This is a genomic window from Hydromonas duriensis, assembly GCF_004363775.1.
GTDB classification, from domain to species: Bacteria; Pseudomonadota; Gammaproteobacteria; order Burkholderiales; family Burkholderiaceae; genus Hydromonas; species Hydromonas duriensis.
The window spans coordinates 54,355-79,341 of sequence record NZ_SNZE01000007.1; the positions used below are offsets into that span (position 1 = coordinate 54,355).

The window sequence follows — 24,987 nt, forward strand, 5'->3', positions numbered from 1 at the left end:
TCCTTTCAATGGAAAGAGCTTTATGTCAGCGGTTTTAACTTTTCAAGACACAATATTAACGTTGCAAAATTATTGGAGTGCACAAGGTTGCGCTTTGTTGCAACCATATGATTTAGAAGTCGGTGCAGGCACGAGCCACACGGCTACTTTTTTGCGAGCGATAGGCCCAGAGCATTGGCGCGCGGCTTATGTTCAACCATCTCGCCGCCCCAAAGATGGGCGTTATGGTGAAAACCCCAACCGCATGCAGCATTATTATCAATACCAAGTCGTACTCAAACCAGCACCTGAAAATATTTTGGATTTGTATTTAGGTTCACTTAAGGCTTTGGGGCTGGATTTAGAAACCAATGATGTGCGTTTTGTTGAGGATGACTGGGAAAATCCGACATTAGGTGCTTGGGGCTTGGGTTGGGAAGTGTGGCTCAACGGTATGGAAGTGACGCAGTTCACTTACTTTCAACAGGTCGGTGGCATTGATTGTAAACCTGTCTTAGGCGAGATTACTTACGGTATCGAACGCTTGGCCATGTATCTGCAGCAAGTTGAAAATGTGTACGATTTGATTTGGACACGCTGGGAAGAAAATGGTGTCGTGCATGAGCTAACTTATGGTGATGTGTTCCACCAAAATGAGGTCGAACAGTCAACTTACAATTTTGAGAAGTCAAATGCCGAAGTGCTGTTCCGCCATTTTTCTGAATATGAACGCGAAGCTAAGGTGTTGATGGGGGTGAATCCTGACAGCAATGAGGCCATTGAAGGGGCTGGTAAATTGGCTTTACCTGCCTATGAGCAGGTGCTTAAAGCGGCGCATACTTTCAACTTACTCGATGCCCGCGGTGCCATTTCAGTGACAGAACGAGCCGCGTATATTGGCCGCATCCGTAACTTGTCGCGCTTGGTCGCGCAGGCCTATTATGAGTCACGTGAGGCCTTAGGTTTTCCCATGAAGCCAACTCCAATTGAGAAAGTGGCGTAATCTCAGCCTTTTGTAATCGTTCTTGCCCTAGTGTCCCGCTTAAATGGCGGGCTTAAATTCTATGACCCATCAGAATAATAACAATAAATTACGCTTGGCTTTATGGGCGTTGGTGTTGCCGCCATTATTTTGGTCTGGCAACACTGTCTTGGGCAAGTTCACGGTTATTCACGTTCCGCCTTTGTTGCTCAATACGTTGCGTTGGGGCTTGGCAGCTGTATTGTTTGCGCCGTTTTCATGGGCTTATGTCAAACGCGATTGGGATATTTTATTTAAACACCGTTGGCACATGCTGGGTTTTGCATTGACGGGGGCAGTGGGTTATAACTCGTTTTTGTATCTTGGGCTGCGCAGCACGAGTATTGTGAATGCTTCGCTGATTTTAGCAACCACCCCCGCTGTGTTTGGTGCTTTAACCGCGCTGTTATTGCGCGAGCGCATCACTGCTTGGCAATGGTTTGGTGCTTTGATTTCGATGTTGGGTGTTTTACAAATTGCGCTTCGTGGTGATTGGTTGGCTTTGGCGAGCTTGAACGTGCATCTTGGCGATGTGTATGTGTTTGCGGGTGTGCTGTCATACAGCTTGTACACGGTCTTTTTACGCTTTGTGCCGCGCGTGCATCCATTTGCGTTTATGCAGGTTTTTTTTACGCTGGGTTGTCTTGGAACTTTGTTATGGCTGACAATGAATGTGGCCTTTGGAGGTTCAGTCTCGATTGATGTTCCTTGGTCTGCTGTTGCTTGGCAAATTGGGTATATGGCTATTTTTGCATCCATTGCTGCAACGTTTTTTTGGAACTTTGGCGTGAAATACGTGGGGGCCATTCGTGCGGGCTATTATATTAATTTGATTCCCGTGTTTACTATTATTTGGGCGGTGTTTTTGGTGGGTGAAACCGTTAAGTTCTATCAGATGGTGGGCATGCTTGTGGTCTGTTTCGGATTGTTGTTGGCTTTAATCAAAAAATGATTGTAGTAAATGGTTTTTTGCGCATAATGGGCTTGTTTTAATATAAGTTATTGCATGGTGTTCGTTCTATTTTTATGATGAACTTATCAAAATAAGGATAAAATATGCAGGTGTTGGATGAGTTGGCTTTGGCTGAACTGGACAAAATGGTGGCGCACACCGAAGATGTGTGCGGTTTAAATTGCCCATTGCCCATTTTGAGGACTAAAAAAGCATTGGCTAAAATGTCGGGCGGGCAGCTGCTTAAGGTTTTGACGACGGATAAAGCTGCGGTGACTGATTTGGCTCAGTTTGCAAAACAGACGGGGCATGTACTCAAAGCGCAAGTACAAAAAAATGAATATATGGTGCATTATATTGTGCGCCGTATAGATGAATGATAGAGATTTTAGATACAAGGGACTGTGAATGAAAAAGGCAAATGTGTGGCTTTGGGGTAAATGGGCAATAGCCGTGGTGACCGTAACGGCACTGTCGGCGTGCGTTGAAATCAAATCTGATGCGAAAATTGCGAGTGATAGCAAGGTGTCATTTAGCACCACGTATGATATGAGTAAAATTTTACCGACCCTACAACAAATAAGTAAGGACGGTGCAGAGGTTGCAAAGAATTTAAGTTGCGACAAAATGAATGAAAAACTGACCAAAGAGCTCAAGTGTAAAGACCTTGCTCCAGGTAAATTTGTCGTTTCAGGTGAGTTCACGGGTGATGCTGCTCATGGCATCAATGTGGATAAAGATAAAAATCAAATGTCTGTTGATGCCGTGCAATTGTTTAAAACGATTGCTGATTTGAATCCAGCTAAAAATGAAACGACAGAAGCCGACGCAGCCAGTATGGTGTTGCAGCGAGGTTTAGTGCCTGTAGCGGCTGATCAAGCGGCGACATATAAGCAAATGGGAATGGTGCTGGCTATGAATGTCACCATGCCTGCGGATGTGTTGACAATTGATGGGGTGGCTGCCAAGGACATTAAAGAGAATACAGTTGCTATTAATTTTATTGATGTCGCGGGAAAGGATACTTATCTCATCACCAGTAAATTAACAAAGAGTCGTTTTATTTTTAAGATAATCTTCATTTTGTTATCTATCGCCCTGTTGGTTGGTGCGGTGTTGTATTTGGTCAAGCGTAATAAAGCGCATAACCCAATTGCGCCTGCACCGAGCACACCTGCTGCGACAAATAATATGATGGACGCGGCTCCAGCATCCCCTGAAAACGCCGAACAAAACAAGGTGGATGACTCGAAAAACGAGGTTGTGGACAAAGAGCCTCCCAAAGCATAACAAAGTAAAACATAATCCGCTCAAATCCGAAAGGTAATGAGCGGATTTTTATTGGAGTTGAACATGCCAGAATGGCTTAAGCAAGAGGTGTTGTATCAGTACAGCGTGCCTTTTTTTGTGTTGTTTATTGCAGCAGAAGTGATATTTTCAAGTGCCATGCAGTTGAGGCTGTATCAGACCAAGGACACGTTGACCAGTGTGGTTTTTGCTCTGTGCAATATCAGTTTAGACATGCTGATGAAACTGGTGTCTTTTGGCGTGTTGACTTGGGCATATTCGCACCGTGTTTTTGAAATGAGCAACCCGTGGTTGTACTGGGGACTGTTAGTGTTGCTGCAAGACTTTGCTTATTATGTGCAACACTACATGGACCATCGGGTTCGCCTGCTCTGGGCTGTGCATGTCACGCATCATAACTCGATGTACTTTAATTTGAGTACGGGCTTTCGCTCATCGGTGTTCCAGCCTTTATACCGCTTCGTATATTTTGTTCCAATCGCTTTGCTGGGCTTTACCCCCTTGCACATCATGTTCGTGTATGCTGCGACGCAAATTTATGGCAATTTAATTCATACCCGTGTGGTTGATAAAATGGGTTTTTTAGAAAAAATATTGGTAACGCCCTCGCATCACCGTGTACATCACGCTTCAAACGTACCGTATTTGGATAAAAATATGGGCATGTTGTTTATTTTTTGGGATAAAGCTTTTGGGACATTTACCCCTGAAGGGACAGATGTTCAACCGATTCACTACGGTTTGGTACATGATGTGGAAAAACGCTATGTAGCCAATTTGATTTTTCATGAGTTCAAGTCCATTGTGCAAGATGTGAGACAAGCCAATTTAACCTGGTATCAGCGCGCAAAATATATTTTTGGCCCACCAGGCTGGAGTCATGATGGACATAAACAAACCAGCAAACAGATGCAAGCGCAATGGTTGGCGCGGTTGTGAGCATTATTCTGTTACAATGATAGACTTGATGCTAGATTCAGTCCCCGCATCATTTCAAACTTAGTAACACCTCACTGCTCGTGACTGACAATGTGTTTCACATGGCGGGCATCTCAAACTGAAAGAAATACAGCACTGATGCTGTTGTTGAGACAGGTGATGAACCTGTCTTCATTCATTACAATATTTTAAAGAACACAATGAAATTTAAAGAACTCGGCCTTGCCGATACCATCGTGCGCGCCATCACCGAGCATGGCTATGATTCGCCCACACCGATTCAGGCGCAAGCCATTCCCGCAGTGCTTGCAGGTGGTGACTTATTGGCGGGCGCACAAACAGGCACAGGTAAAACAGCAGGTTTTGTTTTGCCATTATTGCAGAAGCTCTCAACCACTATCTCTGGTAAAAGTCAAAAACCTCGGGCGCTTATTTTGGCTCCCACCCGCGAGCTTGCTGCGCAAGTATTCGAAAATGTAGAAGTTTATGGCAAATATCTACCATTAAAAAGTATGGTCATGTTCGGTGGGGTTGGACTCAATCCACAAATCGCACAACTTAAAAAAGGCGTGGATATTTTAGTTGCGACACCTGGCCGCTTAATTGACCACCACAACCAAGGTCATATTGACTTATCAAAAATCGAAATTTTAGTGCTTGATGAGGCTGATCGTATGTTGGATATGGGCTTTATCCATGATATCAAGCGTATTTTGAAGATGTTGCCTAGCAAACGTCAAAATCTATTGTTTTCAGCGACATTCTCAGATGAAATTAAAGCGCTGGCTGACAATTTGCTTGATAAGCCTGCCATGATTGAGGTGGCGCGACGAAACTCTACGGTTGAGGTGATTGCACAAACGGTTTACCCTGTTGACCGTGATAAAAAGCGTCAGGTACTTGAACATTTAATTAAAACCAATAATTGGTTTCAGGTCTTGGTGTTTACCCGTACCAAACACGGCGCGAATCGATTGGCTGAACAGCTTGATAAAAGCGGCATTAGTGCAATGGCGATTCATGGAAACAAAAGTCAAAGCGCACGCACCAAGGCTTTGAGCGAGTTTAAAGACAATAAACTACAGGTGTTGGTTGCCACAGATATTGCAGCACGGGGTATTGATATTGACCAGCTGCCTCATGTGGTTAATTTTGATTTACCCAATGTTCCAGAAGATTATGTGCATCGGATTGGTCGAACAGGGCGCGCGGGTGCTACAGGTGAAGCCGTTTCATTGGTGTGTGTTGATGAGTTGAAGCTGCTCAAAGACATCGAAAAACTGATTAAACGAGAATTGCCACGCCAAGTGATTGCAGGTTTTGAACCTGATTTAACGGTCAAACCTGAACCGTTGCAGAAGCCGCGTCAAGGGCGAGGTGGCCAAGCGCATAATGCGCCTAAACCCGCAGTCAAGTCTCAATCAAAAGACTTGACTGCCTGTAATACTCACTCGGCTCATAAAACGACAGCTCGACCCAAGGCGGCTGGCGGAGGTGGCTTCAATGCATCTGGGCAGCGTCATCATAGCAACGGCAATGGAAAAACATCTGCACCGCGCCGCTCAGGAGGGCGTGGTCATTAAAACGGTGAATAAATTTTTTTTGTCACCTTATTTATCTTAAAACGAACAATGCAGCCATATGGCTGCATTGTGTTGTTTACATCTGTATTTTTAAACCAAATACTTACTTTTTGTCACTACTTAAAACAACTTTGTTCCAATCCACCAAGACACCGCAGCGATAAATGCTGAAGCTGGAATGGTGAGAATCCATGCCCAAACGATATTACCTGCTAAACCCCAACGGACAGAAGAGAAGCGGTGAGTTGAACCGACACCTACAATCGCGCCTGTAATGGTGTGAGTGGTCGATACAGGTACGCCCATTGCGGTCGCTGTAAATAAAGTGACAGCACCCGCTGTTTCAGCACAAAATCCACCAACAGGTTTGAGCTTGGTTAGTTTTTGCCCCATGGTTTTGACGATGCGCCAACCACCAAACAGCGTACCTAAAGCAATGGCACTAAAACATGTGTAGCCAACCCAAGATGGCAAGGCGTCATTTTGACCGATAATGCCACTTGCAATGAGTAACAACCAGATGATACCCATGGTTTTTTGTGCATCATTACCGCCATGCCCTAAGCTGTAAGCCGCTGCTGAAACCAATTGTAAACGACGGAACCAGCGGTCAACACGCGCAGGAGAGCTGCGGTAAAACAGCCATGACACGAGTAACATCAAAAGGGAACCAAGTAAAAAGCCCATTGCTGGAGCAATAAATATGAACAAAACTGTTTGAATGATTTTTTCACTTAATAACGCACCCACACCAGCTTTTGCGACCGCGGCGCCAATTAAACCACCCATCAAAGCGTGTGATGATGAAGATGGAATGCCAAAGTACCACGTCACCACATTCCATATAATCGCACCTGCCAGTGCACCAAAAATAACGTACTGGTCTACAACTGAACCGACAATAATGCCTTTACCGATGGAGGCAGCCACGGTGTGCGGCAACACATAAAACGCGATGAAGTTAAATGCCGCGGCCATCAAAACCGCGTGTTGTGGCTTCAGAACGCCCGTAGAAACGACGGTGGCGATTGAGTTCGCCGAGTCGTGAAAACCATTCATGAAGTCAAAAATCAAAGCAAGGATGACCAAAATAATCACCACATTCATGCTGATTTGCAAAGTTCCCATAATTAACGCCTGTAAAATTGAATATTGATGTTAACTACTTGAGAATTAAGCATTTTCAACCACAATGCCTTGAATGATGTTGGCCACATCTTCGCATTTATCGGTGATTGATTCGAGCAATTCATACACGGCTTTGTATTTAATCAGAGCCTTAACGTCCTCTTCTTCGCGGAATAGTTTTGACATGGCACTGCGCAAAATGCGGTCGCCGTCAGACTCAAGACGTTCTACTTCAGACAAAATTTTGAGCATCGCACCTGCATTTTTCATGTTCTCGAGTAAAGCAACTGCTGAGCGTACGCGCTCACAGCATGCGACACCGATGGCGGCTAATTGTTTGGCTTCTTCTGTGCTATTGGTCACATAGTACAGAGATACTGTTTCAGCAACATCTTCCATCAAGTCAATCACGTCATCCATTGTCGTGGTCAATTTGAGCATGTCGTCACGGTCAAGCGGGGTGATGAATGTTTTGTGTAGCAAGTCTACTGTTTCGTAAGTGATGCGATCAGCACGTTTTTCATTTTCTTTAATGGCTGTCATGTGACGTTCAGCGTTACCCAAGTCGTTGAATAAATTGACAACTTCTTTTGAAGTGGTGACCAATAATTCAGCGTGTTGGTTAAACAAATCAAAAAATTTGCCTTCTTTGGGCATGAGTCGATTGAACATGATGCGTCCTTTGTATATGGGCGAAAATTAAAATGATGTCAGTAAAATCCTGAACCGCAATATTTTACTACACTATTATTACAAAATGATGAAATGGTCATGAAGCATACGGTGAAAAAGGGCTTTTACGCTCACACACGTGATAGGGCTTACTTAAGACGATTTATCTCAATTGTCGTTTCTTGGGCGGCTTGTGCAGCGGCTTGTGCAAAATGCTCGTCATTTGAGGCATAAATAATTGCTCGAGATGAGTTAATCATTACACCCGTTCCACGGGCGTTTAAGCCAGCCGCTAGAGTTGCGGCAAGGTCTCCGCCTTGTGCGCCGATACCGGGAATGAGTAAAGGCATATCGCCCACAATATCGCGTACCTGTTTAATTTCATTTGGAAAGGTTGCACCGACGACGAGGGCGCATTGACCCGTTGCGTTCCATTGGTTTGCGACCAAATGCGCGACGTGTTGATACAAGGGTTTGCTTTGGCCGTTGATGTCAACATTCAGAAATTGTAAATCACTGCCACCAGGGTTGGAGGTACGGCACAGCACAATGACACCTTTGTCGCTATATGCCAAATAAGGTTCAACTGAATCGAACCCCATGTATGGATTGACAGTGACGGCATCTGCTTTAAAACGCTCAAAGGCTTCTATGGCGTATTGCGCGGCGGTGCTGCCAATGTCGCCGCGTTTGGCATCTAGGATGACGGGAATATGAGGATGGTGTTTATGGCTGTATGCGATGAGTTCTTGTAGTGCATCTTCCGCATGGTGAGCAGAAAAATAAGCGATTTGTGGTTTGAAACTGCAGGCGTAGGGTGCAGTTGCGTCAATGATGGCTTGACCAAACTCGAAGAATGCACGTTCAGCGGGCATGTCGCGTAGTGGAGCGGGCATTTTAGTTATATCGGGGTCGATGCCGACGCAGAGCAGGCTGTTTTGAGTGTGCCAAGCATTATGGAGTTGGTCGATGAAGTTTGGGCGAGTTGTGTTCATGATTAGTGTTATTCGATGGAGTCGTTGGTGTTTTGATGTTTGTTTTTTGTTGATTAGTTTGTATTTGCTGCTTGGCGAAAGTTCGCAATGCGTTCTTGCGTGGGCGGATGGTCGTCAAATAAATTGCCTATATTTAAACTTTTGTTTGGTTTGGCCGCGGCTGTGGGTTGTGTATTGGTGTCGGCCGATTCATTTGGATTGGCTTTTTTAGATAGTTCACTATCCAAAATAACGAAAAAATCGGCCAATTCGGCGGGGGACATTTGGTTGATTTTCATCATATAAATTGCATAGTTGTCAGCGTCGCGCTCAAAATCGCGCGAGTATTTACCTGAAAGAAGAGTGGCGGCTCCAAAATTGGCGATTGTGTTGCCATAGTCGCCTAACCAGTTGGCGATGGCAAAACTGACAATGCTGCTTTGTATGATATTGCGCATGCTGTGGCGGTGAGCAACGTGACCGAGTTCATGGGCAAGTACGCCCATGGTTTGGTCATCGTTGGTTGTGATGTTTACCAATTCATCCAACAACACCACATCGCCAGAGGGTAGGGCGAAGGCGTTGGGGCCTGTGTCGGGCGAGCTGAAAAAATGCAGGGTGAATGGAATATCAGTATCTGGTTTTTTAAGCGCATTAAATTTGTTCAGTAACTCCGCTTGACGGGCTTTTGACAGTTTGGATGGAAGCAAATCGCCATCGCTTTCCATTTGTGCCAAGGCTTCTTTGCTGATGTCGTCGAGAATATGGCTGGGTAAGCGAGTTGAAATGTAGTTCGCAGCGGCGGGGAGGGCAAAAACATATAGGCTTGCGATTAGTCCTATAAAAACCAAAAAACTACCAAGGAGAAAACCCCAGCTGCGGTAATGGCGGTCAAACCAGCGCATGTTTTTAAGATGCGGTGTGTTTAGAGCGTCGAGTATGCGTTCGGCATCGGCATTGTCGTGAAACTCCAATGCCATATTGTTTGGCAAGTGAATGAAACGTCGACCATTGGGCGTGGAAAGGGTCGGGTTAATGTCTGTCGAGTGAATGGTAAACATCTGCTCGTTAGCGTGGATGATGAGTTGACCATTGATGACAGAGAGTTGTGCTTGATGAGCAAGTGCGGATGTACCGTCATAAAATTCAATACGTGCCATAATTTTTACCATCCAATGTCAATGTCAAACATGTCAGCGACTTCAGCCGAACGGGTTGTGTCTTCGTCTAAAATGGCTTGCATCACGTCAAAATCATGAGAGGGGATGACGCTAATGCTTTCGATGCGATGTTTTGTGATAATCATGTGTGCAAATGGAATGAATATCCCTAATGTTGCAATGCTGGCTAAAAAGCAGCCGATGCGAATTAAATATAAGCGAGGAATGGATAAGTCACATGAAAATCGCGTTGGGCCAATATTGATGTGATTCCATGATTCTTTATAAATCATATCTTGTGTCAGAAGGTGAGCCACCATATACACCGCATAAATAAACAATGCATATAAGCCTACAAAAATAAAGTAAATATTTTCATTCTCATTGTTGATTCCCTCAGCAATTTTCTCTATAGCAGATGTTGCTGAAAAGAAAACTGCAATACCGACACCAGCTAAAATTAAAATTGTAGTGATGAAGCTTAAGATGTATATGCGAAAAAAAGCGCCTGTTGAGCTGCTAAAGTTAAATGAGTTATGCCCCCAATTGGAGTTGTTCACACGATAGCGGCGCAAGCGGTATACGGTGTAGGGAAAAGCAAAACCCAACGTAAACAGCAGTAGCAAAATATTGGTGACATAAATGCCGTAAATGCGTTTAGAGGTGCCCGTGAATTTAAAGCGAATATTCCGATAGCTCGTGTTTCGAGTATAGAACCGAATGCTTGAGCGATACAACCAAGGAAACATCAGAATAAGACATAAAGTGAAAGTTCCCGTGAGCTCAGTGCTTATCCAATTCATGCTGTTGGAAAGCATAATCAAGCCGATGCCAATGATGCGGCCTATTAAGATTTTTTGAGCCTCGCCATGGAAACCAAAAGCATAGCCCGCTAATTGGGTATTTTGATGCACGTATTGCAGTCGTCGGACTTTGGCCCATGCCGAATAAATACCCAACGTGGCAATGGTAAAAATCCAGTTGATGAGCCATAAAGACAAGTAATCTCGTCCTCGGCCTGAAAAAGTAAAGCGCAATGGCTTAACGGGTTGGTCACTCTGCCAATCGTCTGGTTTACCATCCAAAGCCTTGTGTAAAGTGCTTATGGGTTCAGAGGCATATTCGGTTGATGCCTCGGTTGCTGGGGCGTTTGCAGAGGTTGTTTCTGTTGTTGAATGCATATTAATTTCAAATTTATTTGATTTTAGTAAGAGTTTTCTGTGAAAGTTTTACCCAAGTAAAAATACAAACGGGCATTGCCTTGTCTAGTGAGGCTGAATCCCAGTTGGGCAGGGCCAATAGGGGTTTGTAATGCACCGAATAAACTGCCTGAGTATTTTAGGCCGCTATTTTCAAGTGGCTCATTGGCCCATACTGCACCAGATTCAAGCGACGCACCGACAATGAGTGGATTGTTTAAAACGCGCCAAGGGGTGTTGAAACGATAAGTGAGGCTGCCAAACAAGGTTCTATTTCCAACAAATTGATTTTGCGCATATCCTGATAAATGTTGATAGCCGCCAAGCCCAAACGGTGAAAGGTAGGGCGAAGTGTCGCTGCTTTGTCCTGTGGCTTCCATTGAGAATGCAATGGAATGGTTATTAAACCGTTTTGCGTACAAGCCTAAAACTCCCGCTTGAACGTAACGTTTTTCGTTGTCTGCTTTTGTTGGAGAAACATGGGCAAAAGCCTTGAAGAAATAGCCGCTGGTCGGGATGTACACATCATCTAACTGGTCAATGGTCAATTGGGCATCCACAGTCGTATGTGCCATTTTGGTTGCAGCCCCAGCTTGTAACGCACTGATGTTGCCTGATAGGCTGGCGCGTCGATAAGATAAGCCCAGCCCCCACTCGCCAATGCGGTTAATTGGTGTACCGAATAAAATCCCATAGGTCTGATGATGAGTGGTGTATTCGGTACTGACTTGGCTACCATTCAGGTAAGCGGGGCGTTTTTCATTAGACACTTTGGCATAAGGACGCACGAACACGGTGTCTGCATGACTTAAAGGCTGGTTGAGCTGGGTGTCAAAGCTGGTGGTTTTACCTATAGTGGCGTGACTGCGCCATTCCCCCCCTAAGCTGTTGAGCCAAACACGACGATGCGATAAGTTCAAAGAAAACTGTTGGTCGGATAACCCATTGCTGACCACCTCTATGCCCGCACGAACCGCATTTTGGGCGATGTCTTTTTCCTTAACGAAGTAAACCAATTCATTGTGTTCGCCTAATTTTTGGACTTCGTATGCGACGTTGCTGATTCGCCCTGAACTCATGATGCGTGCGATGTCTTGATTCACCGTATTAAGGTCAAAGTTCTGTCCCTCTTGCATTTGAATCTGTGTGCGCAAAGAGGCTGGGCTGGCCAATCCATTGGTTTGTACACGGATAAAGTCAACCTTTACGGCGGGCATGACTTGAGGTTGATGCTTCGCCATCAGATTTTGATACACATCGTTCGGTACGGCGAACGACGCCAGCTGTTTCGTCATTGTTTGAGTGGTGTTAAAGCCTGCTTGTGCCGCCTCCATGCCACGATTGAACTCTAGGCTGCCGATGTCGCCCATTTGTGGGCGAATGAGAATGTCTTTCGATGAGAGCAGGGCGATTTGTTCGTCCATATTGCGTTGAACCAGTAGCGCGAGCATTTGCTCAGATACACCCAATACGCTGTTGAGCCTGTCTTTGGGCACTAAGCCTGAGCCCACATCAACCGCGATGATGCGCGTTGCCCCCATTTGTTTGGCAACGTCAACGGGCATATTACGGTCAATCATGCCGTCTACCAGTAACCGTCCATTCATTTCGACAGGCGGAAATACCGCAGGAATGGACATACTGGCGCGTAAGGCTTGAGCCAGCTGCCCGTTTTTTAGAACAACGGCCTTGCCTGTGGCTAAGTCAGCTGCGACGGCACGAAAAGGAATGGGCAACTTGTCAAAGTCAGCATCATAGGGGTGGTCCTTGAGTAGGTCTCGCAAGACTTCTTCGGCTTTTGTGCCGTTTGACACCGATTGGGGAAACGCCACGGCACCACTATTGGTAATACTGATGTCGGCAATGGTACTGCCTTTGTAATCTAGGTTGCGAGTGACTTGGGTTTGTTCACGCCGCTCGGCTTTTGCAAACGCAATGTCACCTAAATCCATTGATTTTATTTTATTTTCAATTTCGCTTATCGACATGCCGCTGGCATACATACCGCCAATTAATGCGCCTGCACTGGTGCCTGTGATGAAGTCAATTGGAATATGCTGCGCCTCAAGGGCTTTAATCACGCCAATATGAGCCAAACCACGCGCACCGCCACCTGAAAGCACCAAGCCGATTTTTTCTTGCTGAACGGGTGCGGCAGATGGTTGTAGCGGAATATCTTTTGCGTGCGCGGGCAGAGCGGCGAAAGATGCGACTATCAATAAGCTCAGTATGGAGGCACGGCGCGTGGCACTTGATTTCATGTCCCTGTTCCCATTTTATAAACCATCTGAATCCCCAAAACGATGAGCAGACAGGCAAAGATTTTTTTTAACACGGCCACATCCCAGCGTTGGGCTATTTTTGCACCTATCGGCGCAACCAGCATGCTGGTCATGGCAATACCCAGCACTGCTGGAAAATAAATATAAGCGAACGTGTGAGGTGGTAAGCTCACAGCCGAGTCGGCGGTGAGCAGATAGCCGACAACCGCAAATAATGCAATTGGGAAGCCTAATGCTGCAGAAGTGCCAATTGCTAAGCGTGTCGGCACATTGCACCATATCATAAACGGTACAGAGATAAAGCCGCCCCCAGCGGAAATGAGTGTCGACAAAATCCCGACTGCATTGCCGACGCCAAACAATGCAGGGCTACGAGGTAAAGTGCGCGAAGGTTTAGGCAAACGACTGCTGAGCATATTGTACGCCGTATAAAAGGCGAACATCGCGAACACGGCGCGTAACGGTGATACGGGCAAAATATGCACCAAATAAGCACCGATAAACGTTCCTAAAATAATGCCTGGCAAAATGTGTTTCACAATGTCCCAGCGAACGTTTTGATGAGCCGCATGTGAACGCATGCTCGAAAAAGCAGTGAATGCGATGGTTGTGGTCGAGCTTGCCAATGCGATTTTGTGCAAATCGGGATGATGAATGCCTTGTGCTTGTAAAATCAAAGTCAATAACGGTACGGTCACCAAGCCACCGCCCACACCCAATAAGCCCGCTAAAAAACCAACGAAACAGCCAAGTATCGGGTAAGCCAGCCAAATTAAATCCATGTTGTTCTCGCTTTGTGTTCGTTTTATCAAGGTTTAGGCTTGAGGCATAAAAAAATGCACGTGTGTGCATGATAAGTGTGGGGGAAAATAAAAAGCGTTTCCCACCCCATTCGTTAAGCCGTACTCTTGAACCGCGCGGTTCAAGAGCGCTGCAAGCAATCAAGCATTGGGTTCATCTGACAGAGAGACGCTCACGCCTGCTTGATGATGTTTCACAGCTAAATGTTGCTTATAGGGTCAAGAGTAAGGGCTGTAAAATCGCGAATGGCGCAGGAAACGTCGTCATTGTACCAATAATAGCGAGGAGTAGGAACCTTTTGATACACAAAACGACTTCTAAAAACTGAAACCATGTCTACAGGTTTGACATGGTTTCAGCATTTTTAATGCATGCTGCCTGCTAAGTTATATAAGAGGGCATTGACCTCGTTAAGATTGATGAACCCATGGGCTGGAAACTCAATGTCTAAAATCACGAACAACATAAATGAGATGACCAACGCAAACGACAAACTGTAGAACGTCAAAGGTCTATCCGAAGCGCGTGCTGCATAGCCAGCGAACCAAGCACATATCAAAGCCAAAACGCCCAAGCTGATAAAAATTAAAGACGGCGGGTGGGTTTGGACCGCCAAAGTGCGAGTGGTGACGATGTCTATCATATTATTTAAAGCAGGCAATAGCAGCATGCGTGCGGCGTTATTGTCTGTACCCCCCGTGTTTTGAACCGAGGCCGTCCAAATGGCTTGTTGTAGTTGAGCGGTCTCGACCAAGTTGTCCGATGCTTTTTGTACATCATTCGCCAGGTCGTCATAAAATCGTGCGCGTGATTCTGTGTACTTTCTAAATAGAACCCTGACTTCAGGTTGAGCCTGTTCGGGTAACAAATCGACACGCAGATAAGCCGTGCCAATGGCATTGGTTTCTTCTAAGATAATTTGTCGACGGACTTCGTAACGTGAATATGCGCCAGAGAAAGAAAAAGCAATGAGTAGCCCCAGTAAACCAAAGACGGCACCCACCATAATATCGGAATCCAAACCAGGATGACCCGTCTGTTCAATCCGCCTTTTGCCTAAAATTCGAGCCCAATGAAAGCAAAGCATCATTCCAAAAAAAATCGGCACGCACAACAGCGTCACGTAAGTCGTAATATTCATCAAATTCTCCAAAAAACACACACATTTTAAGCCGCTCATTCTAACCTTTTTTGGTATGTATAAGGTTGTTTGATGTGAGCGTCAAGATGAATATTTAAACTCATCTATCTTTAATCTCAGCGAAGTTAATGGTTTTAAATGGTCTCTAAATGGCATTTACGGTTTTAAGGTGGGCGGTGTCGTGTAATGCACAATGGGCGTTTCAGAAAATTTAATAGGATTAGCGACCAAACGAGAGCCGTCTTCGGTAGATATCAACATATTCCGTGACTGGAGTTGTGCATCATCGAACACACGGTCAATGGTATTAATGGGACCGCAAGGAAAGCCGTGCTGCGCTCCAAGTGCAATCCACTCATCAATGGTTTTGCACATCATATAAGTTTTGAGTTCACCTTCAAGCTCGCGACGGTGGTTGACTCGTGCTGCATTGGTTGAAAATTTGTCATCCAGAGCTATTTTTTCACAGCCAGCCGCAGCACATAAAGCCGAAAATTGCTTGTCATTGCCAATTGCAAGCATGATGTAACCGTCAGCAACTTGAATGGGTTCGTAGGGGGCAATGCTTGGGTGTGCGCTGCCTTTACGCATAGGGACTACACCGCTGAGTAAATAGGTTGAGGCTTGATTGGCGAGCATTGCGGCTTGTACGTCAAGCAAAGCAAGGTCGATGTGTTGCCCAACACCTGTTTGGTCTCTATAGTTTAGAGCGGCTAAAATCGCTGTTGTGGCATACATTCCTGTCATCAAGTCCACGACCGCGACCCCTACTTTTTGTGGGGGGCCATCGGCTTCGCCAGTGATACTCATCAGTCCACCCATGCCCTGTATTAAGGCATCATAACCTGGGCGATCTTTATAGGGGCCTGTTTGGCCAAAACCAGTAATAGAACAATAAATGATGCTGGGGTTGATGTGCTTTATGGATTCATAATCAAGTCCATATTTACGCAAGCCGCCGACCTTGTAATTTTCTATTAATACATCTGCGTCATTAATCAGTTGAAGCAAGGTTTCTCGGTCGCTTGTTTGGGTGAAGTCTAAACAGATATTTTTTTTGTTGCGGTTGCAGCAAAAATAATAAGCCGCATCTTTTGAGCCATCTGAGCGTTCAACAAACGGGGGACCCCATTGACGGGTATCATCACCCGCAGGATGTTCAATTTTAATGACTTGCGCGCCCATATCGCCCAAGGTTTGACTGGCGAAAGGACCTGCAAGGATGCGTGAGAGGTCGATGACTTTGAGGTGGGCAAGTGCAGAAGGCATAAAAGGACTCCAGTTTTTTGATGCCGACAATCATACCTGAGCGATGGTGATATGGGTGTAATTTTAAAAAACAGCTTTGGGGGCTGCTTACAAGAGCTTACAAGGTTGACACAGATAATATGAAAGTTTTTTTGTGTTGATTTTAGGCAGGGTATTCCTCCTTTTCTTTTATAAAAAAACACTAAATTACGTTAAATTGTTCTAAAAAAATATGGTTATAATGATTCAAATTACTCAAAATCAACGTTGAATGTGCTTAAAATCCTGTTGAACATAAATGTTTCATGTTTTTTGCGCGACGTTAACTTATTTATAAACTCTATTTCACTTCAAAAGGATGTCATTATGTCAAACGCTGATTTACAAACTCGGAAAAATGCGGCTACGCCTCGCGGCGTTGGTGTCATGACCGATTTTTACGCGGCTCGTGCCGAAAATTCTGAAATTTGGGACGTTGAAGGTCGCCGTTTCATTGATTTTGGCGGTGGTATTGCCGTGATTAATACTGGACATCGTCATCCTAAACAAGTAGCGGCGATTAAAGCGCAGTTGGATAGTTTTACTCACACGGCGTACCAAATTGTCCCTTACGAAGGCTATGTGTCATTGGCTGAAAAAATCAATGACCGCACGCCTGGTATGCATGCCAAGAAAACCGCTTTCTTCACAACAGGTGCGGAAGCCGTTGAAAATGCAATTAAAATTGCGCGTGCCGCGACCAAACGTGCGGGCGTGATTGCCTTTACAGGCGGTTTTCATGGGCGCACCATGATGGGCATGGCTTTGACGGGTAAAGTTGCGCCTTACAAAATTGGTTTCGGCCCATTCCCATCTGAAATTTATCACGCGCCATTTCCAGTGGAGTTGCATGGCGTGTCTGTGCACGACTCGCTCAAAGCGATTCACAACTTATTTAAAGCGGATATTGAGCCAACGCGAGTCGCGGCGATTATTCTTGAACCCGTACAAGGTGAGGGTGGTTTCTATCAAGCCCCTGTTGAGTTCATGCGTGAGTTGCGCAAGATTTGCGACGAACATGGTATTTTGTTGATAGCGGATGAAGTGCAAACAGGTTTTGGTCGCACGGGTAAAATGTTTGCAATGGAACACTACGACGTACACGCTGATTTGATTACGTTTGCGAAGAGCTTGGCTGGTGGTATGCCGTTATCGGGTGTGTGTGGTCGTGCTGAGATTATGGATGCGCCAGCTCCAGGCGGCTTGGGTGGTACTTACGCAGGTAATGCGTTGGCGATTGCTTCTGCGCATGCTGTACTTGATATTATTGACTCTGAAAACTTGCTTGATCGTGCCAATGTTTTGGGTGAAAAAATTAAAGCTCGTTTAAATGAGATTCGTAAAGACGTGCCTCAAATTTCTGATGTGCGTGGCCCTGGCGCAATGAATGCCGTTGAGTTTGTTGACCCAGCAACAGGCTTGCCTTCGCCAGAATTTACGCAAAAAGTGCGTATTGCTGCTTTAAACAAAGGTTTATTGTTGTTGTCTTGTGGCACTTATGCCAACGTGATTCGCTTCTTGTTCCCATTGACGATTCAAGACAATGTGTTTGATGAAGGCATGGGTATTTTAGAAAGTGTTTTGCGTGATGCGGCTAAAGCATAATTTTTAAAAACGGTAATAAAACAGGCTCTTGTGCGCATGCTCAGGAGCCTGTTTTTTTATTACAGCATCAATACAATTGTCTTTTATTGAAGACTTCAAGATGTTTTTGTGAAAAGTGGTGTGCAAAAAATAGAATGAAAATAATCATAAAAAGCCTCCATTTGCACGGTTTTTTTCACATCACCTTTCCAGACTAACCCCACCTCCATTGGGGGCACTTTTTCTTGAAGGGTAATGGTTTCTATTCGTTTTCCTTCCAAAGACCAAGGTCGGTAAACCATATCTGACAAGATGGCAATGCCATTATCATTCGCGACCATACTGCGAATGGCTTCAATGGATGACGTGCGGTACTGCACATTGGGTTGCTCCTCTCCCCAGTATTTCAATACTGTTTGTTCTGCCTCATCGACTGTCAGCATGATGTATGGATACTTTTGTAAATCTTTAAGAGAAACTTTGGCTGCACTAAGTAGTTCATGGTGACTTGAAACCCATAATCGGCGTGTCGAATTGATAAACGTTTCATAACGAAGTGTTTCGTTGCTCAAATTTGAGGTGAGCAGTACCCCAAAATCGAGTTTATCATTGAGCAGTTTGGTTTCGATTGACTTGCGATCCAGTTCATAGACTTCGATTTTTAGATTCGGATGCAGTTGCGTTAAACGTTGGATGTGATGCGGTAAAAAATAGCCTATCACGGTGTAAGTGACCCCGACCCTTAACACGCCCTCCACCGCTGCAGCGGATAGGGGTAAGCGTGTTGTTTCATCTATCATGACTAAAATCTGTCGGGCTTTAGGCAAAAATAATTGACCTGCTTCTGTCAAAGATACGCCTTTTGAACTGCGTATAAATAAATCTTGTCTTAAATAATGTTCGACTTCTTTAATCGCTGTTGTGATGGCTGATTGAGAAATGCACAGCTCTTTTGCTGCTTGTGAAATTTGCCCAAGTTCTGCGGTAACGACAAAATATTTAAGTTGACGAATCGAAAAGCTCATATGGAGTCCCATTGATGTGGTTTAAGTCTGCTCTAAGTATATTATCAAAAAAACAGATATTGAGTTATTAAAATATACGTCTTTACTATATTGATGTCGCTTGTTAAAGTTGCAAAAAATCTAAATTGTTCTTTAATTTTACTTTTATAGGAGACCTTGTGAGTAAGACACATATAGACATCAATTGTGATATGGGCGAGGGCTTAGGCATGTGGCGGATTGGTGATGACATTGACTTAGAGATTATGCCTTTGGTCAGTTCAATCAATTTGGCGGCGGGATTTCATGCGGGCGACCCGAATATTATTCATCATACGATTATTCAGGCTAAGCAACATGGCCTTGGCGTTGGCGTTCACCCAGGTTTCAGGGATTTACTTGGTTTTGGCCGTCGTCACATACGCGCCAGTGCGCAAGAGTTAGTTAACGACACAATTTACCAATTGGGAGCAGTACGAGAGTTTGTGAATCTACATGGTTTAACGCTGCAACATTTTAAGTTGCACGGGGCGTTGTATATGCACGCTGCGGTGGATGAGGCCTTTGCTGAACTCTTGGTTGATACATTGCATCGCATTGATGACCGTTTGCCCATTTTGGTTATGGCGGGTTCAGTGATAGAACGCATGGCTCGGGCTAAGGGGCATCCAGTCATTCGCGAGTTTTATGCGGACCGTGATTATGATGACAGCGGCAGTATTGTTTTTACTCGTCGAGTCGGTTCGCTATCGTCTAAAAATGTTGCGGATAAGGTCATGCAAGCGTGTCTTGAAGGTACTGTGAACACGGTTCAAGGCAATACCATCTCAATTGAGTTTGAGTCCATTTGTATCCATAGTGACACGGAAGGCGCGTTGGCTTTGATGCAAGACACTCGGAAGCAACTCGATCAAGCGGGTATTTCTGTTCAATCTTTTGCATGAGCAATTTTTGAGGAGTGTAATCCGTACAGTAGCAACTCATAAAAATTTATAAAGGAGACATATTATGGCTGCAAATATACCGAATGTTGTAGAAGATGTTGATGTGGCAACATTGGCGATTCCAGATGACATGCGTTCTAGTCGCTCATCTCTCACGATGGCGTGGTGGGGCGTGTGCAGTGCGTTGTTTTATATTTTCTTGGCCGCTACTTTAGCAATAAATTTTGGCACTCAAAATACGATTATTGGGATGTTGTTGTCGGTTGTTGCTTACGGTTTGATTAATTCAGTTTTGACCCGCTACGCAATTAAAACGGGTTTGTCGGTATCTCTATTTTCACGTATTTTATTTGGCAAGGTTGGGGCTTTATTGGCCACCCTTATTTTCTTTTTAACAGCGATTTATTACGCTGTATTTGAAGGCTCAGTGATTGCTGTCGCGGCCAATAAAGTGATTCCAAATTTATCCTATGAATGGGCATGTGTGCTGGTTGTTCTATACAGCGTCCCACTGGTTTTTGGCAGTGTGCAGCATTGGTTGGACAAGCTGAATGGTTTTTTGTTGCCGTTTTATATCTTTGGCTTACTTTTAGCGGTTGTCATGACTGTCGGTACGTATGGCTATAGCAACGATTGGCTGAGTTTTGAGCCTCAAGGTGGGGCGGCTTCTTATGGCTGGATTTCTGTATTTATTGCATACATGGGCGTGTGGATTCTGATGATGTTTACGTTTGATTTTGCTCGTTTTGGTGCAAAACAAGATACTGAATATCATGCGCGAATTAATTTTGGCATGCCGTTTTACGTGATGACTTTTTTGATTAATGGTTTGGTAGGCATTTTCCTTATCACATCAGGTCAGTTGGCGACCGTGTCTGAAACGGGTGTGGTTGATCAATTGATTGTGGTCTTAGGTGGCGGTTTGGCTTTGTTGTTTGTTTGGGTCACGCAAACTCGTATCAACAGTGCCAATTTCTACTTAGCAACAGTGAATATGCAGGCTTTTTTTGAAAAGCTGCTTGGTGTTTCTCTCAAAAAATGGATGTGGGCGATACTCGTTGGTGTGGTCGTGCTTGTCATGATGCGCTCGACCGATGTGTTCAGTTACATTTTGACTGCTTTAAATTATCAAGGCATTTTTGTCACGGCTTGGGTTGGGGTGGCGTTGACGCACATTCTGTCAAAGCGTTATGACCAGTTGTTTGATGGGGCATTGCCTTATCACTCAAATCAAGTGCCTAATTTTAATCCTTGCGGTTTAGCGGCTTGGTTTATTGGTTCAGGCATGGGCTTGTTAATGACATTGACGGGCATCGGGGCGGCTTATGCACCTGTTGCGACTTTCCTTTTTTCTGTGGGGGTTTATTACGGTATGTTGCAAATCGCACATCGCGAATGGTTTGCGACTGTTGAGTAATCCGTGCGCTTTATCGCTTTGCGGGTTGTTTGTAGTGCAGTATTCACTACTGGCTCGCAAAGTGTTTTTTATTAATATAAGGATGAGTCATTATGAGCAAAATTTATGAGATTTTAAGCCCGCTTCCGGGTACGTTTTATCAAAAAGAGTCACCAACTGCTGCACCGTTTGTTTTGGTAGGGCAAGAGATTAAAGCTGGGGATGTTGTTGGTTTGGTTGAAGTGATGAAAATGTTCAATCAAATCACCAGTGAGCACGCAGGTATAGTGATTGAGGTGTGCGTAGAAAATGATGAGCCTGTTGATGTGGGCGAGGTATTATTTCGCATTGAGGTCTCGGCATGAGGGAGATAAAAAAATTATTAATTTGTGCTCGTGGCGAAATTGCATTACGCATTTTGCGCTCAGCCAAAGAAATGGGCATGACGTGCGTGGTGGCACATAGCAGTGCCGATGAAACCTCTTTGCCCGTGAAATGGGCGGATGAGGCGGTCAATTTGGGTGCGCCTCATGCCAAGAAAAGTTATTTAAATCAAGATTTAATTATTCAAGCGGCCTTGGATGCTGGCGCAGATGCGATTCATCCAGGTTATGGTTTTTTGTCAGAAAATGCCGATTTTGCTCGCAAAGTGGTTGAAGCGAATCTGATTTTTGTGGGGCCGCAGCACGAGCTCATCGCCCAAATGGGCAATAAAGCGCAAGCGATTGAAACGGCTAAAAAAGCAGGTGTGCCTGTTGTCCCTGGCAGCGATGGTTTGGTTCAGACGATAGAGGCGGCACTGGCCGCAGCAAATGATGTGGGCTACCCTATTCTGATAAAAGCGGCTGCAGGCGGCGGTGGGCGGGGCATTCGTGTGGCTTATAATGCGGATGAGTTGCAAGCACAAATTCCGCAGTCACAGCAAGAAGCACTGGCTGCATTTGGTGATGCTGGGGTGTATTTGGAACGTTATATTGCCCGAGCTCGCCATATTGAAGTGCAAATTTTAGGTGATGGTGACAATGCGGTGCATTTGTTTGAACGCGATTGTTCATTGCAACGTCGTCGCCAAAAAATTTGGGAAGAGGCACCTGCGCAAATATTGTCTGAAGAAACACGACAAAAACTACTGGAGTCCGCGGTTAAGTTGGCTAAAAAGGTCAAATACAAAAGCGCAGGGACTTTGGAGTATCTATATGACGTGGACACGCAAGAGTTTTTCTTTATTGAAATGAACACGCGCATTCAGGTCGAACATACCATTACAGAAGAGATTTGTGGGGTTGATTTAATTAAAGCCATGTTGCTTATCGCGCAAGGACATGCGTTGCCTTACCAGCAAAATGACATTCAGATGCGAGGTCATGCAATTGAAATCCGCATCAATGCGGAGAATCCAGACAACAATTTCATGCCTTCGCCTGGGACATTAACCGAAGTGGTCTGGCCTTTGGGGGCAGGGGTGCGCATCGATTCGATGGCTTACAGCGGTTATACAATTCCGCCATATTATGATTCATTGATTGGCAAGCTTATTATTTGGGCTGAAGACCGTCCATCAGCTTTAGCGCGTCTTCATCGTGCCTTAGATGAAATTAAAGTGGCAGGCGTACACACGACATTACCTTTTTTCAAATCGCTTTTGTCGGTCAATGACGTGCAAAAAAATGATTTTCATACGGTTTGGGTTGAGCAATGGATGAATCATTGTTCATCCGCATCGCAAAAGGAGGCATCATGAGCATACAAGCCACACGTTACTCGTTGGGTGGTGACGAGCATCTATTTGTTGAACTATCAGAAGCGATGTCGCTCAAGTCCTTTTTTAAAGGCATGATGATGACCCGTGCTTTGCGTGAGAAAAATCTTTTGGGGATTACTGAGATTTGTCCCGCCAATGCTTCGTTTCAAATTCGATTCGACCCAGATATGCTGTCGGTTCAGCATATCATCAGTGTACTTAAAGATATTGAAGCGGGTTTGGGTGAACAAGACATGTGTTTAGATACGCGCATTGTTGAAATTCCAGTGTTATATAACGACCCTTGGACGCATGAAACCTTAATGCGCTTTCGCGAGCGTCACCAAGACCCGAGCTCAACTGACATTGAATATGCGACTCGTATCAATGGTTTTAAGGATGTCGCCGATTTTATCAGTGCGCACTCGCAAACCCCTTGGTTTGTTTCAATGGTCGGTTTTGTGGCAGGTTTACCGTTTATGTTTCAAATGGTGGAGCAACAAAAACAAATCCAAGTTCCCAAATACCTTCGCCCACGTACGGATACGCCCAAACACACCGTCGGTCATGGTGGCTGCTTCAGTTGCATCTACTCCGTTCGCGGCGCGGGCGGCTATCAAATGTTTGGCGTGACACCGCTGCCGATTTATGACCCTAAGCAGAGAGTGACGCATTTATCTGAGTTCATGATTTTTTTCAAGCCAGGAGATATTGTTAAATATAAACCCATCACTCGCACAGAGTACGACCAGATTTTGGTTGAGTTATCCAACAACAGTTATCGACTCAAGTCAAAACCAGTGACTTTCTCGCTCAATGCGTTTGAACAAGAACCGATTGCTTATCCACAACAACTTTTGGAGGCGCTTTATGTCGATTGAAGTGATTAAACCCGGTTTAATGACCACCATCCAAGACCAAGGTCGCCAAGGCCACTATCATTTAGGTATTCCGCCATCGGGTGCCATGGATCAAATATCGTTTAGAGCCGCCAATGCGCTGCTGGGTAATGACGATAACGCAGCTGTTCTTGAGTGTGCCTTGATGGGGCCTGAGTTACGCTTTCAACACGATATGTGTGTTGCCATCACTGGAGCGCAGATGCAGCCCAAAATTGATGGCGTTGAGCAAAGTTTGAACCAAGTGCTGCTGATTAAAAAAGGGCAGGTTTTGTCTTTTGGCTTTGCTTTAGCAGGTGCTCGCGCCTACATCGCCTTTGCGGGCGGAATTGATGTGCCGCTTGCGCTTGGCAGTCGTTCAACCTATGTGCTGGGTGCATTGGGTGGTGTAGAAGGTCGTCCTTTGCGTGCGGGAGATGTTTTGTCAATTGGCGAACCAAACGTACAGCCTGTTTTGGATAAACAGTTGCCTGAAATATTACGCACACCACTCAAAAAACAATACAGTCTGCGAGTGATGTTGGGTATCTATAGCCATCGGGTCAAGTCAGAGTCGCTACAACAATTTTTGTCAGAGACATGGATGGTCAGCTCAGAGGCGGATCGGATAGGCTATCGACTGAAAGGCGGTTCACCCCTTGAGTTCAAACCACGTACGCCGCCTTTTGGTGCAGGTGATGACCCATCTAATATTGTGGATGCGTGCTATCCAATTGGCTCCATCCAAGTTCCCTCAGGTCAAGAGCCTATTATTTTACATCGTGACGCTGTTTCTGGCGGTGGCTATATGATGGTGGGGGCTGTCATTAGTGCTGATATGGATTTAGTTGGACAGATGCCACCAAACACAAAAGTCAACTTTGTTGAGGTTACTCTTGAGGAGGCATTAAAAGCGCGTCAAGCACGCCATGAATGTTTAAGGCAAATACAAAAGCTTAAACTCTAAGCTAAAAATGCCACTGAGTAGGCGAGGGGATAAAACAATCCAAAAGG

At 45.1% G+C, this 24,987-nt stretch carries 23 protein-coding genes; 13 read left to right on the plus strand and 10 right to left on the minus strand.

Translation table 11 applies throughout. From position 1 onward, the window contains the following. Nucleotides 1-22 precede the first annotated feature (22 nt). The 6 genes from glyQ to DFR44_RS04645 all read left to right on the plus strand — a co-directional run bounded on the left by glyQ (nucleotide 23) and on the right by DFR44_RS04645 (nucleotide 5,782). Nucleotides 23-982: a glycine--tRNA ligase subunit alpha gene (gene glyQ / locus DFR44_RS04620; RefSeq protein ID WP_133619539.1), complete on the plus strand. Its 960-nt coding sequence runs from the start codon at nucleotides 23-25 to the stop codon at nucleotides 980-982. Between the two features lie 61 nt (nucleotides 983-1,043). Then, nucleotides 1,044-1,952: a DMT family transporter gene (locus tag DFR44_RS04625; protein WP_162845162.1), complete on the plus strand. Its 909-nt coding sequence runs from the start codon at nucleotides 1,044-1,046 to the stop codon at nucleotides 1,950-1,952. A 104-nt stretch (nucleotides 1,953-2,056) separates the two neighbouring features. Beyond that, the gene (locus tag DFR44_RS04630; protein ID WP_246012049.1) at nucleotides 2,057-2,332 is read left to right on the plus strand and encodes a sulfurtransferase TusA family protein; all 276 of its coding nucleotides are present in this window, start codon (nucleotides 2,057-2,059) and stop codon (nucleotides 2,330-2,332) included. 28 nt (nucleotides 2,333-2,360) lie between these two features. Then, nucleotides 2,361-3,242 carry a hypothetical protein gene (locus DFR44_RS04635; RefSeq protein WP_133619541.1) on the plus strand — a complete coding sequence of 294 codons (882 nt, stop codon included), beginning with the start codon at nucleotides 2,361-2,363 and terminating at the stop codon, nucleotides 3,240-3,242. A gap of 63 nt (nucleotides 3,243-3,305) precedes the next feature. After that, nucleotides 3,306-4,199, plus strand: coding sequence for a sterol desaturase family protein (locus tag DFR44_RS04640; protein WP_133619542.1), 894 nt, complete (start codon nucleotides 3,306-3,308; stop codon nucleotides 4,197-4,199). Between the two features lie 200 nt (nucleotides 4,200-4,399). Beyond that, nucleotides 4,400-5,782, plus strand: a complete 1,383-nt coding sequence (locus DFR44_RS04645; protein ID WP_133619543.1) for a DEAD/DEAH box helicase — start codon at nucleotides 4,400-4,402, stop codon at nucleotides 5,780-5,782. A gap of 120 nt (nucleotides 5,783-5,902) precedes the next feature. Here DFR44_RS04645 and DFR44_RS04650 read toward each other — a convergent pair whose 3' ends face one another. The 9 genes from DFR44_RS04650 to DFR44_RS04690 form a co-directional block, all read right to left on the minus strand. Then, a complete protein-coding gene (locus DFR44_RS04650) occupies nucleotides 5,903-6,910 on the minus strand; it encodes an inorganic phosphate transporter (RefSeq protein WP_133619544.1) in 1,008 nt (335 codons plus the stop codon). Nucleotides 6,911-6,955: 45 nt separating this feature from the next. Further along, nucleotides 6,956-7,582: a DUF47 domain-containing protein gene (locus DFR44_RS04655; RefSeq protein ID WP_133619545.1), complete on the minus strand. Its 627-nt coding sequence runs from the start codon at nucleotides 7,580-7,582 to the stop codon at nucleotides 6,956-6,958. Between the two features lie 149 nt (nucleotides 7,583-7,731). After that, complete coding sequence (gene pyrF / locus DFR44_RS04660; RefSeq protein ID WP_133619546.1) at nucleotides 7,732-8,577, minus strand: orotidine-5'-phosphate decarboxylase; 846 nt, start codon at nucleotides 8,575-8,577, stop codon at nucleotides 7,732-7,734. Between the two features lie 53 nt (nucleotides 8,578-8,630). Continuing rightward, nucleotides 8,631-9,716: a M48 family metallopeptidase gene (locus tag DFR44_RS04665; RefSeq protein WP_162845163.1), complete on the minus strand. Its 1,086-nt coding sequence runs from the start codon at nucleotides 9,714-9,716 to the stop codon at nucleotides 8,631-8,633. A gap of 5 nt (nucleotides 9,717-9,721) precedes the next feature. Beyond that, the gene (locus DFR44_RS04670; RefSeq protein WP_133619548.1) at nucleotides 9,722-10,897 is read right to left on the minus strand and encodes a YjgN family protein; all 1,176 of its coding nucleotides are present in this window, start codon (nucleotides 10,895-10,897) and stop codon (nucleotides 9,722-9,724) included. Nucleotides 10,898-10,920: 23 nt separating this feature from the next. Further along, nucleotides 10,921-13,176: a patatin-like phospholipase family protein gene (locus tag DFR44_RS04675; RefSeq protein WP_133619549.1), complete on the minus strand. Its 2,256-nt coding sequence runs from the start codon at nucleotides 13,174-13,176 to the stop codon at nucleotides 10,921-10,923. Then, on the minus strand, nucleotides 13,173-13,979 hold the full coding sequence (locus tag DFR44_RS04680) for a sulfite exporter TauE/SafE family protein (RefSeq protein WP_133619550.1): 807 nt from the start codon (nucleotides 13,977-13,979) through the stop codon (nucleotides 13,173-13,175). The genes DFR44_RS04675 and DFR44_RS04680 overlap by 4 nt, the downstream gene beginning before the upstream one ends. 383 nt (nucleotides 13,980-14,362) lie before the next feature. Beyond that, nucleotides 14,363-15,139 carry a bestrophin-like domain gene (locus DFR44_RS04685; protein WP_133619551.1) on the minus strand — a complete coding sequence of 259 codons (777 nt, stop codon included), beginning with the start codon at nucleotides 15,137-15,139 and terminating at the stop codon, nucleotides 14,363-14,365. A gap of 156 nt (nucleotides 15,140-15,295) precedes the next feature. Further along, nucleotides 15,296-16,408 (minus strand): CaiB/BaiF CoA transferase family protein, encoded by a 1,113-nt coding sequence (locus tag DFR44_RS04690; RefSeq protein ID WP_133619552.1) that lies wholly within the window; start codon nucleotides 16,406-16,408, stop codon nucleotides 15,296-15,298. 345 nt (nucleotides 16,409-16,753) lie between these two features. Between DFR44_RS04690 and gabT the strand changes: the two genes are divergently transcribed. Then, nucleotides 16,754-18,031 carry a 4-aminobutyrate--2-oxoglutarate transaminase gene (gene gabT, locus DFR44_RS04695; RefSeq protein ID WP_133619553.1) on the plus strand — a complete coding sequence of 426 codons (1,278 nt, stop codon included), beginning with the start codon at nucleotides 16,754-16,756 and terminating at the stop codon, nucleotides 18,029-18,031. A gap of 95 nt (nucleotides 18,032-18,126) precedes the next feature. On the opposite strand, the gene DFR44_RS04700 is transcribed toward gabT, so the two are convergent. After that, complete coding sequence (locus tag DFR44_RS04700) at nucleotides 18,127-19,035, minus strand: LysR family transcriptional regulator (protein ID WP_133619554.1); 909 nt, start codon at nucleotides 19,033-19,035, stop codon at nucleotides 18,127-18,129. A 158-nt stretch (nucleotides 19,036-19,193) separates the two neighbouring features. Between DFR44_RS04700 and DFR44_RS04705 the strand changes: the two genes are divergently transcribed. The 6 genes from DFR44_RS04705 (at nucleotide 19,194) to DFR44_RS04730 (ending at nucleotide 24,940) form a co-directional block, all read left to right on the plus strand. Continuing rightward, nucleotides 19,194-19,958 carry a 5-oxoprolinase subunit PxpA gene (locus tag DFR44_RS04705; protein ID WP_133619555.1) on the plus strand — a complete coding sequence of 255 codons (765 nt, stop codon included), beginning with the start codon at nucleotides 19,194-19,196 and terminating at the stop codon, nucleotides 19,956-19,958. A gap of 64 nt (nucleotides 19,959-20,022) precedes the next feature. After that, complete coding sequence (locus DFR44_RS04710; RefSeq protein ID WP_133619556.1) at nucleotides 20,023-21,375, plus strand: purine-cytosine permease family protein; 1,353 nt, start codon at nucleotides 20,023-20,025, stop codon at nucleotides 21,373-21,375. Nucleotides 21,376-21,467: 92 nt separating this feature from the next. After that, entirely contained in the window at nucleotides 21,468-21,719 is a 252-nt protein-coding gene (locus tag DFR44_RS04715; RefSeq protein ID WP_133619557.1) for an acetyl-CoA carboxylase, read from the plus strand. Beyond that, nucleotides 21,716-23,095, plus strand: coding sequence for an acetyl-CoA carboxylase biotin carboxylase subunit (locus DFR44_RS04720; RefSeq protein ID WP_133619558.1), 1,380 nt, complete (start codon nucleotides 21,716-21,718; stop codon nucleotides 23,093-23,095). The genes DFR44_RS04715 and DFR44_RS04720 overlap by 4 nt, the downstream gene beginning before the upstream one ends. Next, the gene (locus tag DFR44_RS04725) at nucleotides 23,092-23,976 is read left to right on the plus strand and encodes a 5-oxoprolinase subunit B family protein (protein WP_133619559.1); all 885 of its coding nucleotides are present in this window, start codon (nucleotides 23,092-23,094) and stop codon (nucleotides 23,974-23,976) included. The genes DFR44_RS04720 and DFR44_RS04725 overlap by 4 nt, the downstream gene beginning before the upstream one ends. Next, complete coding sequence (locus DFR44_RS04730; protein WP_133619560.1) at nucleotides 23,966-24,940, plus strand: 5-oxoprolinase subunit C family protein; 975 nt, start codon at nucleotides 23,966-23,968, stop codon at nucleotides 24,938-24,940. Before DFR44_RS04725 ends, DFR44_RS04730 begins: the two co-directional genes overlap by 11 nt. Nucleotides 24,941-24,987 lie beyond the last annotated feature (47 nt).

What these genes read in the sequence shown, in the direction of transcription:
- DFR44_RS04715 (WP_133619557.1), top strand. Translation starts at nt 21,468, where the DNA reads ATGAGCAAAATTTATGAGATTTTAAGCCCGCTTCCGGGTACGTTTTAT.
- DFR44_RS04690 (WP_133619552.1), bottom strand. Translation starts at nt 16,408, where the DNA reads ATGCCTTCTGCACTTGCCCACCTCAAAGTCATCGACCTCTCACGCATC.
- DFR44_RS04635 (WP_133619541.1), top strand. Translation starts at nt 2,361, where the DNA reads ATGAAAAAGGCAAATGTGTGGCTTTGGGGTAAATGGGCAATAGCCGTG.
- DFR44_RS04625 (WP_162845162.1), top strand. Translation starts at nt 1,044, where the DNA reads ATGACCCATCAGAATAATAACAATAAATTACGCTTGGCTTTATGGGCG.
- gabT (WP_133619553.1), top strand. Translation starts at nt 16,754, where the DNA reads ATGTCAAACGCTGATTTACAAACTCGGAAAAATGCGGCTACGCCTCGC.
- DFR44_RS04655 (WP_133619545.1), bottom strand. Translation starts at nt 7,582, where the DNA reads ATGTTCAATCGACTCATGCCCAAAGAAGGCAAATTTTTTGATTTGTTT.
- DFR44_RS04725 (WP_133619559.1), top strand. Translation starts at nt 23,092, where the DNA reads ATGAGCATACAAGCCACACGTTACTCGTTGGGTGGTGACGAGCATCTA.
- DFR44_RS04630 (WP_246012049.1), top strand. Translation starts at nt 2,057, where the DNA reads ATGCAGGTGTTGGATGAGTTGGCTTTGGCTGAACTGGACAAAATGGTG.
- DFR44_RS04720 (WP_133619558.1), top strand. Translation starts at nt 21,716, where the DNA reads ATGAGGGAGATAAAAAAATTATTAATTTGTGCTCGTGGCGAAATTGCA.
- DFR44_RS04640 (WP_133619542.1), top strand. Translation starts at nt 3,306, where the DNA reads ATGCCAGAATGGCTTAAGCAAGAGGTGTTGTATCAGTACAGCGTGCCT.
- DFR44_RS04700 (WP_133619554.1), bottom strand. Translation starts at nt 19,035, where the DNA reads ATGAGCTTTTCGATTCGTCAACTTAAATATTTTGTCGTTACCGCAGAA.
- DFR44_RS04665 (WP_162845163.1), bottom strand. Translation starts at nt 9,716, where the DNA reads ATGGCACGTATTGAATTTTATGACGGTACATCCGCACTTGCTCATCAA.
- DFR44_RS04670 (WP_133619548.1), bottom strand. Translation starts at nt 10,897, where the DNA reads ATGCATTCAACAACAGAAACAACCTCTGCAAACGCCCCAGCAACCGAG.
- glyQ (WP_133619539.1), top strand. Translation starts at nt 23, where the DNA reads ATGTCAGCGGTTTTAACTTTTCAAGACACAATATTAACGTTGCAAAAT.
- pyrF (WP_133619546.1), bottom strand. Translation starts at nt 8,577, where the DNA reads ATGAACACAACTCGCCCAAACTTCATCGACCAACTCCATAATGCTTGG.
- DFR44_RS04680 (WP_133619550.1), bottom strand. Translation starts at nt 13,979, where the DNA reads ATGGATTTAATTTGGCTGGCTTACCCGATACTTGGCTGTTTCGTTGGT.
- DFR44_RS04675 (WP_133619549.1), bottom strand. Translation starts at nt 13,176, where the DNA reads ATGAAATCAAGTGCCACGCGCCGTGCCTCCATACTGAGCTTATTGATA.
- DFR44_RS04685 (WP_133619551.1), bottom strand. Translation starts at nt 15,139, where the DNA reads ATGAATATTACGACTTACGTGACGCTGTTGTGCGTGCCGATTTTTTTT.
- DFR44_RS04650 (WP_133619544.1), bottom strand. Translation starts at nt 6,910, where the DNA reads ATGGGAACTTTGCAAATCAGCATGAATGTGGTGATTATTTTGGTCATC.
- DFR44_RS04730 (WP_133619560.1), top strand. Translation starts at nt 23,966, where the DNA reads ATGTCGATTGAAGTGATTAAACCCGGTTTAATGACCACCATCCAAGAC.
- DFR44_RS04710 (WP_133619556.1), top strand. Translation starts at nt 20,023, where the DNA reads ATGGCTGCAAATATACCGAATGTTGTAGAAGATGTTGATGTGGCAACA.
- DFR44_RS04645 (WP_133619543.1), top strand. Translation starts at nt 4,400, where the DNA reads ATGAAATTTAAAGAACTCGGCCTTGCCGATACCATCGTGCGCGCCATC.